Genomic DNA, 15,958 nt, shown 5'->3' with positions numbered 1-15,958 from the left:
GGCCTTCACTTGATCTGCCTCCAGGATTGACGTCCACAGGCGCGCGCCATGAACAGCGTCTTAGAGCCGGGAAGGTTAATCATCATCTGGCATTGCCTCGATAGTGCGTTGTCAAGGTCGCTACTGGACGCATCGGATGTGAGAGGCCCCTGCCGAGGCATCGTCATCACAGCAACGTCCTTCACAGGCGACGACCCTTCAGTCTTGAGTGCCACTGCCCCAGTGCCCGAGGAGTAAGCAGGACCAGTCGGCGCACCAACCCTCACCCCGGAGAGTTGCGCTGCCCCGGATAGCGCACTGAGTCCGTACAGCCAATTGGTACCGCCAGGCAAACAACCGTCCGTGGAGCCAGGTTGGAACGTCGGGAAAAAAACGATGCCATTTTGGATTGCAGGATTTCCCACAAAACGCTCACCCTGGCCTGGCAAATCGAGATACCACCCCAGACCTCCTGCAGGCATGGCCAAGGTGGTCGTTTCGCGGCTGTCCACCGAACTAGAGACGGTTCTTTGCTGCAGGAGGTCGGCGCGCTGAATTGTGGTGGCGCTGCCGCGGTCAAGCACACCATAAAGTGTCTGCTGAGAAGTATCAGACGCGTCACTTCGGAAAGAGAATCCCCCAGTACCAAAGAACAGCATCACGCCGCCCCCCGGCCCCGCAGTCGCACGCAAACCACCTAGAACAGGCTGGCGGGCTCCCTGAGCATCCTTGGCGACAAACAACGGCAGCGCCAGCGTTGCAGCCGTCTCCGGCGTGGCGGGATTTGATGCAAGGCTACGAAGATCAAATTTCCAAATCGCCCCAAGCTGGTCAGCTGCGTAAACCGTATCCGCAGAGCCATCACGTCCACTTTCGGTACCTGTCGATCCGGAAAAACGATCCAAGACGACAATATTTCCCAGGCCATTTGCGTTATTGATTCCAGCTTCAATTGCGGGGATTAGATTCACCCTTCCACTCAAGATATCAACAACAAACAGCACAGCTCTACCATTGGCACTTCCGTAACCATTTCCAAAAATTGCCTTCCATCTAACGACGCCGGATGAACTACGCACTGGGACAATGACAGGTTTACCTAGAACGTTGCCGATATTTCGCGAAATTGCCGCATTGGAGTTTGAGTCACTCAACTCCCAAAGGCGACTATTCGCCGAGAAGCTTGAAGGGCTTGTAACATTCAGGGCAAAAACACTCTTACCACCGGCGCCAGCAGTTCCTACAAGCACTGTGGACCAACTATCAACAGCAGATGCGACATCGGAAACAGCAACTGGTCCATCCACATAATAACGATGCTGGAAATACTGATTGTTCTTATCAGCTGCGTTGTACGGAAACAGCAAATTCCCCATGTGGCCTAAGGCTGTTTGCGGAATATAAGCAAACTGCTCAACACCGTTACTGGCATTGAAGCCGTGCAGCATTCCGTCATTAGCACCTACATACACCATACTGCGACCACCCGCAGCCTTTGCCTTCAAGTAAGCGGCATAGTTATAGGGGTCAAACTTATTGGAAGCCGCGTCATACATTGACCGATAACCAAAGTCATCTGTCGGAGACTCGATCACCGGAGTAGAGTTGACAATATCACCCAGCCGCGTTGTACGTTTACGCAACGGCGTGGTGCTAGATGTCTCCAAGGCTTGATTCCCACGCAAGTAATCCACGGCCTGGGTAGCATCGACCTTTAGTCGCGTCGTGATCACCGCATCGGTACAGGTAGACATGCCCGAAGCCACATTACTGCAAAGATCCGCCAATTTTACGTTAGTAGAGTTAAAAGGTGCCACACCGGTTGACGTGCCATAAAAAATAGTACGAGACGTGCTCTGCGGAATCAGCGCACCCGCCTCCCAGATATCCGTATAAGCAAGATCACCACTTGCAGTGGAAGCAGCCACCCGTTGGGCGGTCAACTTCCCGTACCAATCTGTGCCACTATTGAGCGCTTCGTAAAAGGGAACTACGGTGAATGAACCTGAACCAATGCGAGCTCCGGTAAGAGCGATACTACCTGCGGGCGAAGCACCGGACGCCACACTGGAAAGAATTCTGCGCATCGCAGCAGTCACTTCGTCCGGCGTTTTGGCATTTACGAATTCACCGCGCGAATTGATTGTTGCATGCCACAACTCGTCAATCACAGTCCCGTCATCGGTAAGGCTTGGATTCGGAAGATTATCCCAGACCGGTGGATTCGCATAGGGATCTGCAGTTGCTGCCGCATTGACTTCATAAATGCGCCCCTGAGCACCCAACGTGATCCCATAGAAGTTCATGTGAAGATCGGTCTCACAGTCCAGGCGCTTCCAGTCCGGACTGGTAGTGGCCAACGTAGCGCAGGCGTCGGGAGCCCTGACTCTTCCAGCTGCAAACGTACCACCCGTTCGCAGTGGCACACCGGAACCTTCGTAGTATTTGGACGCCAGATCAGCGATTGTCCCTGCGTACTTATCAGAAAATGGAGTGCTGAGTGAACCATCTTCATTGTCGACTGTCGAATCATCATTGCTATTGGTATAGCCGTCCGTAAACAACATCCCGGCATTCTTCTGACAGGACAGCTGCACCGGCGCACCGGCGTCAGTACGACGGAACTGTGCTCCCAGGAAGCCTACTGCGGAGCGATTCGGGGTGCCACCATTGAGCGTCAAGGTTGTTATCGCAGAATACAGATTGGGCCGTTCGTTAGGCATTTGATACATAACGACGTCATTACTTCGAGAATTGATAGTAAAATACCCAATCCGCATGTTATTAATATTAGCCAAAGATTGGGTCATTGACCCAATCATGGCCAACGTGCGATTGCGATGATATTGAAACCAGTTAGCAAAGTTTTGGATCGCTGCATTATAAGCAGCTGCATTATCGTAATTTTCCAGCTTGATTTGATATCGCCTTAGATTACAGCCAGGCCCACAGGCATTCACTGCCAACGGCCGGTTGACATCAGCGATTTTATACCCAGTGGGTGCAGCACTCGCCGCAGGAAGATAAAATGTGGCTGGAAAATAATCGAACGAATAGAAGGCATTTCCTATTGCATTCCCGGAAGAATCATTTTCCCCGTTATTCCCCCTACCACTGGTACCACTGAAAGTCCGTGCAGCGGTCGACCAATTGTTATTAAATCTATACCGCACCCCTGTGCCCGCAAGATTAGGCACAGCAGTATTCCGCGGAATATAGAAATACTCTGATGTCGACGACCGATTAGATGTCAAGTCATACACGACGCCATAAGGCACTGTCCTATCAGACCTGGGATCAGCACGAGTCGCAGCAGGAGTCGCGTTGTCCCAAAGCGTCCCATCCGCCTTGCGCCAAGGCGAATAGGCCGTAGAAGGATCAAAATAGGTTTTATTATATGCAGGCGATCGCGCAAAACCAAACTGGTCCAGTGGCGGCATTGCACCACCACCATAAGCCTTATCGAAATCCGCATGTGGGAAAAGGTAGATGACGCTACCAGTATTTATTGCGCAATCATTATCACCGCCCGAATAAAAAACACCTGCACTTGAGAAGAAGCTTCTCGTGCAAGAGTTCCAGCGCATGTTCAAATCACCGATGCTTGTCAACATCTCGAATCCCATCGAATTCGAATCGTCGACAGCCATAATGAATGCTGCCTGCGCTGGGCTCTGTGTGTTCATCGGCGCTTGGGCCAAATCCCCCTGCCCCTGCGCCGACAGCGCTGCATAGATGCCATAAGTGCAGAGCGCAGCAGCTGCAATCAGGGCCAATACATTTAGATTAAAGCGACGAGCCGGCATATGTGTGCCTCAAGGGCGGAAAATAGTGTCGACAGCGGCATCGGCAGCGTCGCTGTCAACCCCGTCCGTATTGTAGGCAGTGACTTGATAGATAGGATTGGGATCTTCATTGACTGCCTCTCCCATGCCAAAACTGGAATAACCAGAGATACATGGGCCCAGCAATCTAACATTCGTCCCAGAACCATTGGCAGGCTTTAGGTTCATTGCCCAACTAGTCGCATCGAACACCTGATCGCACACCTTTATATCGGAGACTGCGGTGCAGCCGGCGACGTTGGTCCGATTAATTAGATTCTCAACTCCACACTCGGTAGAGCGGGCAAGCTGTTCGGCGTTCTGAAATGCAACATTTGTGGACCGATAATTGAAGGCCATTCGTTCTTGCAGGCCTGTCACCTGCATCCCCGCGATTCCGAGCAACGCAAGAAGAATCAGCATGATCAAGGCGACATAAAGCACTGCCCCTGACTGATTATGTCTCGACGTCAGATATAGCCGCCCTCCTTGCTGCATTCTATTCAGGCTAGTTTCCATACAAACGATTCCTCAGCGCCGCTGTCGTTTCGTAGACACCTCGCACCCTCCCATCAAAGGAAGATGGTGGAGCAAACTCTACTCCAAGCACACGTGGGCGATTTGCGACAGCAGGTGCAGTCGCTGCGGAATTCTCAGGACTTCTCATCAAAAGTCCAATCTGGACACTACCGACACGCCGCCACTGTGCGGCCACACTGCCTAGAGTTGCAGCAGTATTTTGGACATCAATATAGCCACTTGGCGGGTTCACTGTCAGATCCGTTATGCGATCCTGACCATATATGAACTGCAAGCTTTCCACGCCCTCAACCAGCTCCTCACTAGTGTAGCCTGCCCCGCCGTATCGCGCCCGGAAGAGTGCAGGTTCACCACCTGAGTTTGTGGCGACGTAATAAACAAGCGACTCTGCTCGGTACAAGTTGGTTTGCCCGGTGGGCTGAGCGGAATAGCGGCTGATGGCTTTTGCCACCGTTACCTCGCCAGTTGACGCAGAAGTAGCAGATGCTTGGAACACATCGGCGTAGGTACAATCTGCAACACCGAACAGTTGGGGATTGGCGACGCCGTCCTGGGTGAAGGCAACCCACCGCGCCGGTGACACCGTAAATTTCGTCGTGCTGGCGCCCGTGGCTACTGTATTGACGGGCGTACCCTGCGGTGAGAGAAACCGCAAAACGACAATGTCACTGCCGGCTAGTGGAGAGAGCGCTGAAATTGACGTAGGCAAACCAGGAGACCATCCGCCTGTGGGAGCACCAAGAGTTACTGAGTCAGACGGTGCGGTGCCGTTGGCCTCATACCCCTGGATTGATACTTTAAAATTTAGCGCCTGGTCCGCGTTGCTCGCAAAATTCGACTGCAACGCGTCAGCGTTCTGAAGGTGGGATTGATCGCTTACACAACCGAAATGCCCCGCCATTCTTACATCACGCTGCAAGTAATCGATGGCAAAACGTGCATTTTCCTGAGTTCGTGCAAGGCCCTCTGAAAGACGGTACGCAGTTTTAGACGCGGCAAAGACCTGCAGAATGCCAAGCATCAACACCAGACCTATGACCAACGCGATCATCAATTCAATTAACGATACGCCGCTGACTCGTAGGCGTCCGCGCTTAAAGCCGATCATAGTTTAGTGCTCACGCTAAATTGCGTACTATCTCCGCCACGATCGCTCCAGATCAGTTGCACGGTAGCGACACCGTTATCAAACAACACTGTTGAACCTGCATTATCTCCAAGCGTCCTGACCACCTCGCACTTCCATAAAGCAACCATCTTTGATACGTCGGCAGCGCCAATTGACGGAATACAGCTTGTTGTACTGACAGAGCCACTTGCAAAGGTCGCCTGACTGGGAAAGCTTGCCGCGCTTAAGCGATTAACGCGCATTTGATCAAGCAGCTCTGTGGCTAGGTTAGTGGCCTGGGTCCGAACGGCTGCACTTTTCGACATACGCACGCTGGTTGTCTGTAGCAGGGCAAAGCCAAGCAATCCGATTGCAAGGACAAGGACCGCGACAAGCACCTCGATTAATGAGAAGCCTCGTTGCGCCGATCTTGAGCGGCCATTCTTCAGAATAGAAATCGATCTACTCATGTGCAGTTGCTCTTGGAAATCCGGATCTGCCCCGTTACACCCACAGTCAGGGTACGAGCTAATGCAACCTCACCAGCTTTACAGCTACTTGATTGGATCAGGAACACCTGTGACCCTTGCAGTGCCGCCCCGTTCGACCCGCTCCCTACAACTCTGCCGCGTCGATCAAAGGTGAATTTAATAGGTGGATTTCCTTTGTAGGTCACGGCCCCTTTTCCTTGGCCATATCGAAGGACGGCTTCATTGCCATCCAAACTTCCATTTGCGTTATCGTCACGCCAGACGATCCAGCCGCTGTCCCAATTGCCGCTACAACTGGTGCCGGTACTGGAAGGGCATATCCCCGCGCTACTATTAGTCCGCACGGCTTCACTTCGCCCGAATGAAAATGCGGCAAGAACCTCATTGGAGGCGGTAGCAATTTGATTTGACTGAATGACGCTCTTGAAATTAGGAAAGGCGATCGCTGCCAGTACCGCAATCACCGCGACGGTTACCAGCAACTCCAGCATAGTGAAACCGCGCTCTCGAAACGACATCTGCACGCTCCCCAGCGTTGAGGCCACATCGTGCCTCACCCTGAAATCAGACACAATCTACAGACGGATGAACGGTACAACTAGGGGGACGAGCGCTCCCCCTATTGCTTCGTCTCAGGTCACCACCCGATAACAAGGCCGGTAGTCCCCCGAAATCTTCATCCGGCGCTGCTCGACGAAGCCACGCAGCAATTCATCCAGGGCCTGCATGATGTCCGGGTCGCCGTGGATTTCGAAGGGGCCGAATTCCTCGATGCGGCGCATGCCGTCTTCCTTGACGTTGCCGGCGACGATGCCGGAGAAGGCACGCCGCAGGTCGGCGGCCAGCGCGGGCGCTGGGCGGCCGTGGTGCAGGTCGAGGGCGGCCATGGCCTCGTGGCTGGGTTCGAACGGCTGCTGGTACTCGAGCGGGATGTGGACGGACCAGTTGAAGTAGTACGAATCCTTCTGTTCCTTGCGGTGCGCGCGCACGTCGTGGATGCCTTCGGCCATGCGACGCGCCACGGCAACCGGGTCGCCGACGATGATCTCGTAGCGGGAAGCGACAGCTTCGCCCAGGGTGAGCCGGATGAAGCGGTCGATCTGCTCGAAATACGGCGCGGCAATGGTCGGGCCGGTCAGGATCAGCGGGAACGGCAGGTCGGCGTTCTCTTCGCGCAGCAGGATGCCGAGCAGGTAGAGGATTTCCTCCGCCGTGCCGACGCCGCCCGGAAACACCAGGATGCCGTGGCCGATGCGGACGAAGGCTTCCAGGCGCTTCTCGATGTCCGGCATGATCACCAGGTGGTTGACGATCGGGTTCGGCGACTCGGCGGCGATGATGCCCGGCTCGGTCACGCCGATGTAGCGCGTGTGATGCTTGCGCTGCTTGGCGTGCGCGATGGTGGCGCCCTTCATCGGGCCCTTCATGGCGCCCGGGCCGCAGCCGGTACAGATGTCCAGGCCCCGCAGGCCCAGCTCGTAGCCCACCTGTTTGGTGTAGAGGTACTCGTCGCGCGAAATGGAATGACCACCCCAGCACACGACCAGGTTCGGGTCCGACGGCTGCAGGATCCGCGCATTGCGCAGCTGCCCGAACACCGCGTTGGTGATGCCTTCGCTGGTATCCAGATCCCCGCGCTGGGCTTCCAGCTCGATCGCCATGTAGGCCAGGTCGCGCACCACGGCGAACAGCAGCTCGGCCACACCCCGGATGATCTCGCCATCGACAAAGGCCATCGCCGGTGCGTTACTCAGATCGATGCGGATGCCACGGTCCTGCTGGTTCACCTGGATATCGAAATCCGGATACAGGTCGCGCGCGGCGCGCGGGTCGTCCGACGCACTGCCGCTGGTCAGCACGGCCAGCGCGCAGCGGCGCAACAGCTCGTGCATGCCACCGCTGGAGGCATCGCGCAGACGCGCAACTTCCGCCTTGGACAACACGTCCAGGCCACCGCGCGGGTAGATCCGCGCATCCACCACCGGCAGCGCCCGTGCTGCCGTACTGCTGAGTTCCATAGCTTGCTCCTGTCGTATCTCAGAACTTTAGCGTACTCACCCGCACAAAAGAAAACGGCCGGGTTGCCCCGGCCGTTTCTGCGAGCTTCGAGCCGCTAGCCAGCTTTAGAACTGGTAGCGGAAGCCCAGCTGCAGCGCCCAGCGGGAGATGCCGCGATCGTCGTAGACCGTGGACTGGTCCGGGGTATTGAAGCGGTACACGTACTTGCCGCTGGCCGCGTCGACACCACCGTACTCCACAACACCGCGCATGCCCGGGAAGGCGTACTCCTCCACGCGGCCCCACTTTTTGTTCAGCAGGTTGCCAACGTTCATGACATCAAGCCAGATGGAGGCCTTGTTGTCCTTGAAGAAGCCGGGAATCTCCTGCTCGATGTGCAAGTCGAACTGGTTGATCCAGGAGTTGCGTGCGCCGTTGCGCTCGGCAACTTGACCACGGCGGGCAGCCAGGTACTCGTTGCCTTCGATGTAGTTCCAGAACGCCTGTTCTTCTCGGGCGGTACCGAACAGCACATCGCCACGGCCGGCCGGGATATACAACAGATCGTTCAGGCGGCCGTCGCCATTGGCATCGTTGTCGAACGTATAGCTGTACGGACGACCGTTGCGACCCTGGTAGATCAGCCCGACCTTGGTCTCGTAGTCGCCAAAGAACGCATGCTTCCAATTCAAGGTGCCGAGGATGCTGTTTTTGACTTCGTACGCGGCGGTCGAGGCGACGTTTTCATTGGCCTGGAAGACGGCGTTGTTACCCAGCTGCGAACCCGAGGTCGAACTGGTCAGGCCGCTGACTTCATCGGCATCGGTATACGTGTAGTACAGGCCCCAAGACCAGTCACCGCCGTTGAACGGCTTGTTCAGACCGACGGTGAAGCTTTCGCTTCCACCCTTGTCGGTCGGACGCGCAATGATCGCATCGTTGAAACGCGAATCGCGCGAGCCGCGTGCATCGACCACCGAAGCGGTGCCACGCACACAAGCCGCCGGAGCGCTGGCACCGGTCGGGTTGCGGCCGTCATCCAGCCAGCAGGCCGGATTCAAGCCTGCAGTATTCCAGTACAGGTTACGACCGTCTTGGCCTACGCGGCTGGTGGTGCCCAGATTGAGCTGCTGGTAGTAGATCGCCTCGTTGACCTTGGTCACCACCGCTTCGGCGGATGCCACGATGCCGTACCAGGGCAGTTCGGTATCGAATGCAAGATTGGCCTTCCACACCGACGGCTGACCCAGCTTGCTGTCGACGAAATCTACCGACTGTGTCGCACCGTTGACCGACCCATTGCCGGTCGGCTGATTGTTGATGTCCGGCGTGAAGCGAATGCCATTGGTGTTCACCAGCGTCTGGCTGGAGAAGTTGTAATCGGTATACGCCAGGCCGGTGTTGGAGTACGGATTGGAAAGCCACACGGTTGCCGCAGCGCCCTGGAACAAGCCCACGCCACCACGCAGCTGGGTGGGGCGGTCGCTGTCGAAGGTGTAGTTGAAACCAAAGCGCGGCTCGAACAATCCGTTGCCGTCGATGGTCTGGTCGTTACGGAAGCCGAATAGCGTCGACGCGGCTGCGTTGTAGGCCGGGCTGTTCTTTACCATCGGCTCGTCATAACGCACACCGAACGTCAGCGTCAGGTTGTTGCTGACGGCCCAGGTGTCCTGCAGGAAGACGCCGACATTGCGCATGCCCCAATCTGCGGCGATGTCGTCAATGTTTCCGCTGTTGGAACGCGAATAGCGGTAGTTCAGCGGACGATTGGCCGCGTAGTCGGCAATCGAATTGAACGTGTAGGAACCAAAGACGCGCTGCCCAAACAGGTTGAACAGATCGTTGTCTTCGTAGTCGAAGCCGAACTTGACGGTGTGATCGTTCAAGAACAACGTGCCGGCGAAGAAGGCATTCCAGGTTTCGGTGCGCAGTTCGTTCGCTTGAGTGCTCTGCTCGGTCCCCAGATTGACAGTGTTATTACCGATGCGCACTGCCACGGCCGGCAGCTGCGAAGCAGCCGTACGAACCGCCGAATAATCGCGGTAGGAGACCTTGGCTTCAGTCGAGAAGGTATCGGTCCAGTCGCTGAACAACTGGGCCGTATAGGTCTTGAGGCTGAAGTCGCGGACATAGTGATACGAATTCAGCGACAGCGCCTGGTTGCCAAAGCCATTGAGGTTGGCGGTGCTCTGCTCGCTCTCACCATAGCGGAACGAAGCGCGATGCTTGTCGGAGATGTTCCAGTCGAGCTTGAAGCCCTTTTCCTCCGAATCCGAATCCAGCGCCGGCAGGGCGAGAGTTCCCGGATCGAAGCCATAGATATTGCGCGAGATGTCGATGATCTCATCGACCTGCGCCTGTGAGATCGGAACGATGTTGCTCGCACCCGAGCCGGTCGGACCGTAACCGGAGGCTCCGGTGAAAACACCCTTGCCCTTGTACTTTTCGTAATTGGCAAAGAAGAACAGCTTGTCCTTGACGATCGGGCCGCCGAGGGTCAGGCCGTAGGTGGCTTCGTTATCGAACAGCTGCGGGCGGATATCGTTCTGGTTCTTGCCCGACCAATCGTTCTCGCGGTAGGTGCCGTAGACCGAACCGTGAAACTCATTGGTACCGGACTTGGTCACTGCATTGATCACACCGCCAGTAGCGCCGGTAATGGTCACGTCGTAATTGGCGACGTCGACGGAGATTTCGTCGATGACATCCATCGAGAACGGCTGGCGCGGCGTCGGCAGACCATTGGATTCAAGGCCAAACGCATCGTTGGTGCTGATACCGTCGACACGGATCAGGTTGAAGCGCGGATTCTGGCCGCCCACGGAAATCTCGTTACGCGCCTTGTCGGTCTGCGCGACACGCGGATCCAGGCGCACGTAGTCCTGCAGGTTGCGGTTGATCGACGGCAGCGATTCGATCTGCTCGCGGGTCACGTTGGTGCCGGTGCCCATCTTGTTGGCGCTGAACAGCGCCGAGCCGTAGTCGCCACCGATGGCCTGCACCGCGCCAAGCGTGGTGACGTCGCCGCCAAGAGAGGCATCGACGCTATTGACCTGATTGAGGTTCAGGTACACGCCTTCTTCGGTCTTGGTGCCTTCACCCGACTTGGTAATGGTGATCGTGTAAGGCCCACCCACGCGAAGGCCGCGCGCGTTGTAGCGTCCGCTGGCATCGGTGGTGGCGCGGCTGACCGTGCCCGATTCGATGTGGGTGATCGTCACTTCGGCATTCGGCACCGGTTGACCGGCGCTGCTGGTCACCAGGCCAGCGACGCCGGCAGAGGTGCTCTGGGCGAACACGGGGGCGGCGGCGAGTGCGGCAACAAGGCCAAGCGTCAGCTTGGACATGCGGAGACAGCGGGGGTGGGTCATTTCGGTAGCCTCGATACAGGTTGGGCAGTGACAAAAAGGCGCAGTCAGCCCAACCGTTCCCGGGGGTGGGCTGCCGATGATCTGGGGTCCCTTGCCGCGCGGCTGGTTGCTGCCGCAACGGTTAACAACAGATTAACACGCTAAGGCCTGATTGTGACGGCGACGTGACAAAGTTCGCGCAGTGCAACATGAACTTCGCATGTGAAGGCCTAAACGCCAGCTTGCGCAAAGTCGCGTGGCGTTTGCGACCGGCGTCGCGCAATCGAGCTGGCTTGTCGCAAACCGGCAACGTTTAGCCTGAGACCGCAGCGCTGGCTATCGGCCGCCATCCCCCGTTGTGGTCGCCTGACACTGCTACCCGCTCACGCCACAGGTCAGCAACGCGGCTTCAAATTCCCGCCAGGCATTCACAGGTCGTCCCCACGCACCCTGCCCGTCTATCACCGACTGGACTCAGATCGATACCGGCAACTTAAAGTAAGTCCCCAGGCCGTCCAGGAACATCTGCACCGAAATGGCCACTAGCAACATGCCCATCAGCCGCTCGATCGCGGTCAGTGCGCGATGACCGAGCAGTTTGTACAACAGCGGGGCCGAGGCCAGGATGGTGGATGCACCGATCCAGGCGATCATCAGCGCCAGGCTCCAATCCCATAGGCGGGTGGGTTCGTTGCTGCCCATCAGCATCACTGCGGCCATGCCGGACGGGCCGGCCACCAGCGGGATCGCCAGCGGCACGATGAAGGGCTCGCCGTCGGGGATCTCGCCCATCAGGCCTTCCGGGCGCGGGAAGATCATGCGGATACCGATCAGGAACAGCACGATGCCGCCGGCGATCGCCACCGATTCCTGGCGCAGATGCATCAGCTCCAGCGCGTACTTACCGCCCCACAGGAACGCCATCAGCACGAACAGGGCGATCAGCAACTCGCGCGCGAGCACGAAGCGCTGGCGCTTCGGAGGCAGCGGCTTGAGCACACTGAGAAACACCGGAATGTTGCCCAGCGGGTCGAGGATCAGGAACAGCAGCAGTGCCGCCGAAAGAATGGTCATGCGGAAGGACTCCAGATCGCGCCGCGGTGCGCGCCACCGGCCGTGGACAACAAGGTGACGCAGGCGGCGGCATAGCGCGTGGGGTCCAGCGCTTCGCTGTCTTCCTGATGGGTGAAGGCGCGCGCACGCAAGGCGGTGCGCATCGGGCCGGGCTGCAGTCCGCTGATGCGGACCGGGCTGGCGGCGGTTTCGTGATGCAGGCTGGCGAGCAGGCCACGCTGTGCATGCTGGGCAGCGCCATAGGCACCCCAGTACGCTTGGCCAACGCGTGCAGGGTCATCGACGACGAAGACCACCGCCGCATCGCCTTGCTGCCGCAACAGCGGCAGGCAGGCCTGGGTCAACCAGGCGCGCGCGGTGAGGTTGATATGGAGGTTGCGTGCGAAGTCGGCGGGCGCCGCGAGTTCGGCCGGGGTCAAGCCGGCGAAATCGGCGGCGCAGTGCAGCAGGCCGTGCAGGCCACCGAGCTCGGACTGCAGCCGCTGCGCCAGTGCGGCGTAGTCGTCCGGCGTGGCGCCGGCCAGATCCAGCGGATACAGCAACGGCTCCGGACCCAGCTTGGCGACCGCGTCGTAGATGCGCTCCAGCGGGCGCAGCTTGCGGCCGAGCAACACCACGGTCGCACCGGCGGATGCACACGCCTGCGCCGCCGCGCTCCCCAGCCCGCCGGCTGCACCGGTGATCAGCACCACGCGGCCGGCAAGTGCCGCCGCGTCGGGCCGGGCCTGCGCCAGACTCACGGTTGGTAAGCCTCGCTGACGATGCGCTTGAGCTCGCCGGCTTCGAACAGTTCCAGCGTGATGTCGCAACCGCCGATCAGCTCGCCGTGGATGAACAGTTGCGGGAAGGTCGGCCAGTTGGAATAGCGCGGCAGATTGGCGCGCACTTCGGGCTCTTCCAGCACGTTGACCGTGCGCAACTGATCGGCGCCGGCAGCCACCAGGGCCTGCACGGCGCGGCTGGAAAAACCGCACATCGGGAATTGCGGGGTGCCTTTCATGAACAGCACGATCGGGTGTTGTTCGACTTCGGCCTGGATCCGTTCCATCACCGGCATTGGACTCTCCTGACTGGGAGCGGCAGGCCCGACCGCCGGGTCGGATAGACTTCCGCAAAGGCGCGCATTGTAAGCCTTCAGCGCGACCTGTCGCCGCACTCCCTTCGCTGCCCTTGCCATCATGCCGATCGAACACCTTGCACTGCCCTACTCCCGCGTCGCCCTGGAGCCGCATCTGTCCGCCGCCACATTGGAGGCGCACCACGGCGTCTGTCATCGCAGCGAGGTCGATCGGCTCAATGCGCGCATCGAAGGCAGCGAGTTCGCCGAGCTGACACTGGAAGACATCATCGCGCAGGCGCAGGGCACGCTGTTTCACCTGGCTGCGCAGGTGTGGAACCACAATTTCTATTGGCAGTGCCTGCGCCCACGCGGCGGCGGCGAGCCGCTGGGCCGGCTGGCCGACCGCATCGCCAAATCGTTCGGCGACTTCGTGCATTTCAAGCAGGAATTCAACCGCGTCGCCCTGGGCAGCTTCGGCTCGGGCTGGGTGTGGCTGGTGCAGCGCCCGGATGGTGCACTGGCGGTCGTCGCCACGCCGAATGCGTCCACGCCGCTCACCGGGCCGGACACCCCGCTGCTCGCCTGCGACCTCTGGGAGCACGCCTATTACCTGGATTACCGGCAGGACCGCGCGCAGTACCTGGACGTGTTCTGGAAGCTGATCAACTGGGAGTTCGTGGCCAGCCGGTTGGGTTAGCCGCTTGCGCCGTTGCAACAGGTCAACGATCAGGTGACCTGCCGCAACGGCGCCTGGCGGCACCGCGCACCGCAGTGCATCTTCGCCACGAACCTGCACATCGGCGAGGCCGCAGCAGCGCCACCGATGGCTCTGCGAATTACCCTTCGCTCAAACGCGCGAGCACCGGTTCGACCTGCGCATCACGCTGCAGCGCGGTGCCTGCTGCGCTCAGTGCCTGCGCAAGCAGCTGCGGCGTCTCGGCGCGCAGTGTGGCGTGGCCGACCTTGCGGCCCTCGCGCGATTGCTTGCCATAGTCGTGCCAATGCCCACCGGGCACCGCCAAAAATGCAGCCGCGTCCGGCATCGCGCCCAGCCAGTTGAGCATGCAGGCATGCCCGCGCATCGCGGTGCTGCCGAGCGGCAGACCGAGCACGGCGCGCACATGATTTTCGAACTGTGAGGTCTCGGCGCCTTCGATGGTCCAATGCCCGGAGTTGTGCACGCGCGGCGCCATTTCGTTGGCAAGCAACTGGCCATCGCGCACGAACAGTTCCAGCGCGAACACGCCGACGTAGTCCAGCCGCTCGGCGACCGCACGCGCATGCGCCTCTGCCGCAGCCTGCACGCCGGCATCCACACGCGCCGGCGCAAGACTGGCCGAGAGCACGCCGTCCACATGCCAGTTCTCGGTCAGCGGCCAGGCGCGGAATTCGCCATCGCGCCCACGCACTGCCACCACGCTGACCTCGCGCTCGAACGGTACGAAGGCCTCCACGATCAGCCCGACCTTTGCCGCCTGCGCGCCGAGCGCGTCCCACGCGGCATCGGCATCGGCCAGCGTCTTGATGCGGAACTGGCCCTTGCCGTCGTAGCCGAAGCGACGCGTCTTGAGCACGCACGGCGTGCCGATACGGGCCAATGCAGCGTCGAGCCCTGCACGGTCGTCGATGGCGGCGAACTCGGGCACCGGAATGCCGAGCTCGCGGAACAGGGCTTTTTCGCTGAGCCGGTCCTGCGCCACCGCCAACGCGGCAGCGCTGGGAAACACCGGCACCTGCGCAGCCAACTGCTGCGCGCCGGCGGCCGGCACGTTTTCGAAATCGAAGGTGATCACATCCGCGTGCGCGGCGAATGCGGCAAGCGCGGCGGTGTCGTCAAAGGCGCCCGCCTGCAGCGGCGCCACCTGCCCTGCGCTGGCATCGGTGGCCGGGTCGAACACCGCAAACCGCAAGCCAAGTGGCGCACCGGCCAACACCAGCATGCGGGCCAACTGGCCGCCACCCAGAATGCCGACCGTGGTCATTGGCGCGGGTCGTCGCTGGCCATGACATCGTCGGTCTGCCTGGCGCGGAACTGCGCCAGTGCCTGACCGATCTGCGCCTGCTCCGGCGCCAGCATCGCAGCGGCGAACAAGGCCGCATTGGCCGCGCCGGCATTGCCGATCGCAAACGTGGCCACCGGAATCCCGGCAGGCATCTGCACGATCGACAGCAACGAATCCATGCCGTTGAGCGCCTTGGACTGTACCGGCACACCGAGCACCGGCACCGCCGTCTTGGCCGCCAGCATGCCCGGCAGATGCGCCGCACCGCCGGCACCGGCAATGATCGCGCGCAGACCGCGTGCGCCAGCCTGCTCTGCATAGCTGAACAACACGTCCGGTGTGCGGTGCGCCGAGACCACCTTGACTTCGTAAGGCACGCCCAGCGCATCGAGCTTCTGAGCTGCGTGTTGCATGGTTTCCCAATCGGAACGGGAACCCATCACGATGCCGACCAGCGGCGCGGAGTGGTTGGAGGTCATGGCCCTGCCCTGCGGTAAAGACGTATTCTAGCCATCTTCCACGCAAGACAAG

13 protein-coding genes are annotated in these 15,958 nt (G+C 59.4%); 1 reads left to right on the top strand and 12 read right to left on the bottom strand.

Translation table 11 applies throughout. The features are described from left to right. Nucleotides 1-5 precede the first annotated feature (5 nt). From XARJCFBP2528_RS21895 to grxD, 10 genes are all read right to left on the bottom strand, one after another. On the bottom strand, nt 6-3,785 hold the full coding sequence (locus XARJCFBP2528_RS21895; protein WP_080591286.1) for a pilus assembly protein: 3,780 nt from the start codon (nt 3,783-3,785) through the stop codon (nt 6-8). A gap of 9 nt (nt 3,786-3,794) precedes the next feature. Continuing rightward, nucleotides 3,795-4,322 (bottom strand): pilus assembly PilX family protein, encoded by a 528-nt coding sequence (locus XARJCFBP2528_RS21890; RefSeq protein ID WP_039526527.1) that lies wholly within the window; start codon nt 4,320-4,322, stop codon nt 3,795-3,797. Continuing rightward, nucleotides 4,312-5,451 (bottom strand): PilW family protein, encoded by a 1,140-nt coding sequence (locus XARJCFBP2528_RS02205; RefSeq protein WP_039526525.1) that lies wholly within the window; start codon nt 5,449-5,451, stop codon nt 4,312-4,314. Before XARJCFBP2528_RS02205 ends, XARJCFBP2528_RS21890 begins: the two co-directional genes overlap by 11 nt. Next, a complete protein-coding gene (gene pilV / locus XARJCFBP2528_RS02200; RefSeq protein ID WP_049805016.1) occupies nt 5,448-5,921 on the bottom strand; it encodes a type IV pilus modification protein PilV in 474 nt (157 codons plus the stop codon). Before pilV ends, XARJCFBP2528_RS02205 begins: the two co-directional genes overlap by 4 nt. Beyond that, nucleotides 5,918-6,460, bottom strand: a complete 543-nt coding sequence (locus XARJCFBP2528_RS21885; RefSeq protein WP_047130723.1) for a GspH/FimT family pseudopilin — start codon at nt 6,458-6,460, stop codon at nt 5,918-5,920. The genes pilV and XARJCFBP2528_RS21885 overlap by 4 nt, the downstream gene beginning before the upstream one ends. A gap of 114 nt (nt 6,461-6,574) precedes the next feature. Then, nucleotides 6,575-7,960, bottom strand: a complete 1,386-nt coding sequence (ppnN, locus tag XARJCFBP2528_RS02195; protein ID WP_016901083.1) for a nucleotide 5'-monophosphate nucleosidase PpnN — start codon at nt 7,958-7,960, stop codon at nt 6,575-6,577. A 105-nt stretch (nt 7,961-8,065) separates the two neighbouring features. Continuing rightward, the gene (locus XARJCFBP2528_RS02190) at nt 8,066-11,311 is read right to left on the bottom strand and encodes a TonB-dependent receptor (RefSeq protein WP_026064034.1); all 3,246 of its coding nucleotides are present in this window, start codon (nt 11,309-11,311) and stop codon (nt 8,066-8,068) included. 453 nt (nt 11,312-11,764) lie between these two features. Further along, nucleotides 11,765-12,364, bottom strand: a complete 600-nt coding sequence (locus XARJCFBP2528_RS02185; RefSeq protein ID WP_006450537.1) for a YhgN family NAAT transporter — start codon at nt 12,362-12,364, stop codon at nt 11,765-11,767. Next, nucleotides 12,361-13,104 carry an SDR family NAD(P)-dependent oxidoreductase gene (locus XARJCFBP2528_RS02180; protein WP_016901085.1) on the bottom strand — a complete coding sequence of 248 codons (744 nt, stop codon included), beginning with the start codon at nt 13,102-13,104 and terminating at the stop codon, nt 12,361-12,363. The genes XARJCFBP2528_RS02185 and XARJCFBP2528_RS02180 overlap by 4 nt, the downstream gene beginning before the upstream one ends. Further along, the gene (gene grxD / locus XARJCFBP2528_RS02175) at nt 13,101-13,421 is read right to left on the bottom strand and encodes a Grx4 family monothiol glutaredoxin (protein ID WP_006450539.1); all 321 of its coding nucleotides are present in this window, start codon (nt 13,419-13,421) and stop codon (nt 13,101-13,103) included. Before grxD ends, XARJCFBP2528_RS02180 begins: the two co-directional genes overlap by 4 nt. A 121-nt stretch (nt 13,422-13,542) precedes the next feature. On the opposite strand from grxD, the gene XARJCFBP2528_RS02170 reads away from it, so the two are divergent. After that, nucleotides 13,543-14,121 (top strand): superoxide dismutase, encoded by a 579-nt coding sequence (locus XARJCFBP2528_RS02170; RefSeq protein WP_016901086.1) that lies wholly within the window; start codon nt 13,543-13,545, stop codon nt 14,119-14,121. A 139-nt stretch (nt 14,122-14,260) separates the two neighbouring features. Here the strand turns inward: XARJCFBP2528_RS02170 and XARJCFBP2528_RS02165 are convergent, their stop codons facing one another. Continuing rightward, the gene (locus XARJCFBP2528_RS02165; RefSeq protein WP_016901087.1) at nt 14,261-15,406 is read right to left on the bottom strand and encodes a 5-(carboxyamino)imidazole ribonucleotide synthase; all 1,146 of its coding nucleotides are present in this window, start codon (nt 15,404-15,406) and stop codon (nt 14,261-14,263) included. After that, on the bottom strand, nt 15,403-15,906 hold the full coding sequence (gene purE, locus XARJCFBP2528_RS02160) for a 5-(carboxyamino)imidazole ribonucleotide mutase (RefSeq protein WP_039510673.1): 504 nt from the start codon (nt 15,904-15,906) through the stop codon (nt 15,403-15,405). Before purE ends, XARJCFBP2528_RS02165 begins: the two co-directional genes overlap by 4 nt. Nucleotides 15,907-15,958: the final 52 nt, after the last annotated feature.

Origin of the sequence: Xanthomonas arboricola pv. juglandis (assembly GCF_001013475.1) — a bacterium.
GTDB lineage: Bacteria > Pseudomonadota > Gammaproteobacteria > Xanthomonadales > Xanthomonadaceae > Xanthomonas > Xanthomonas arboricola.
Note: the sequence above shows the minus strand (reverse complement) of the source record. Positions and strands in the feature narration are given on the sequence as shown.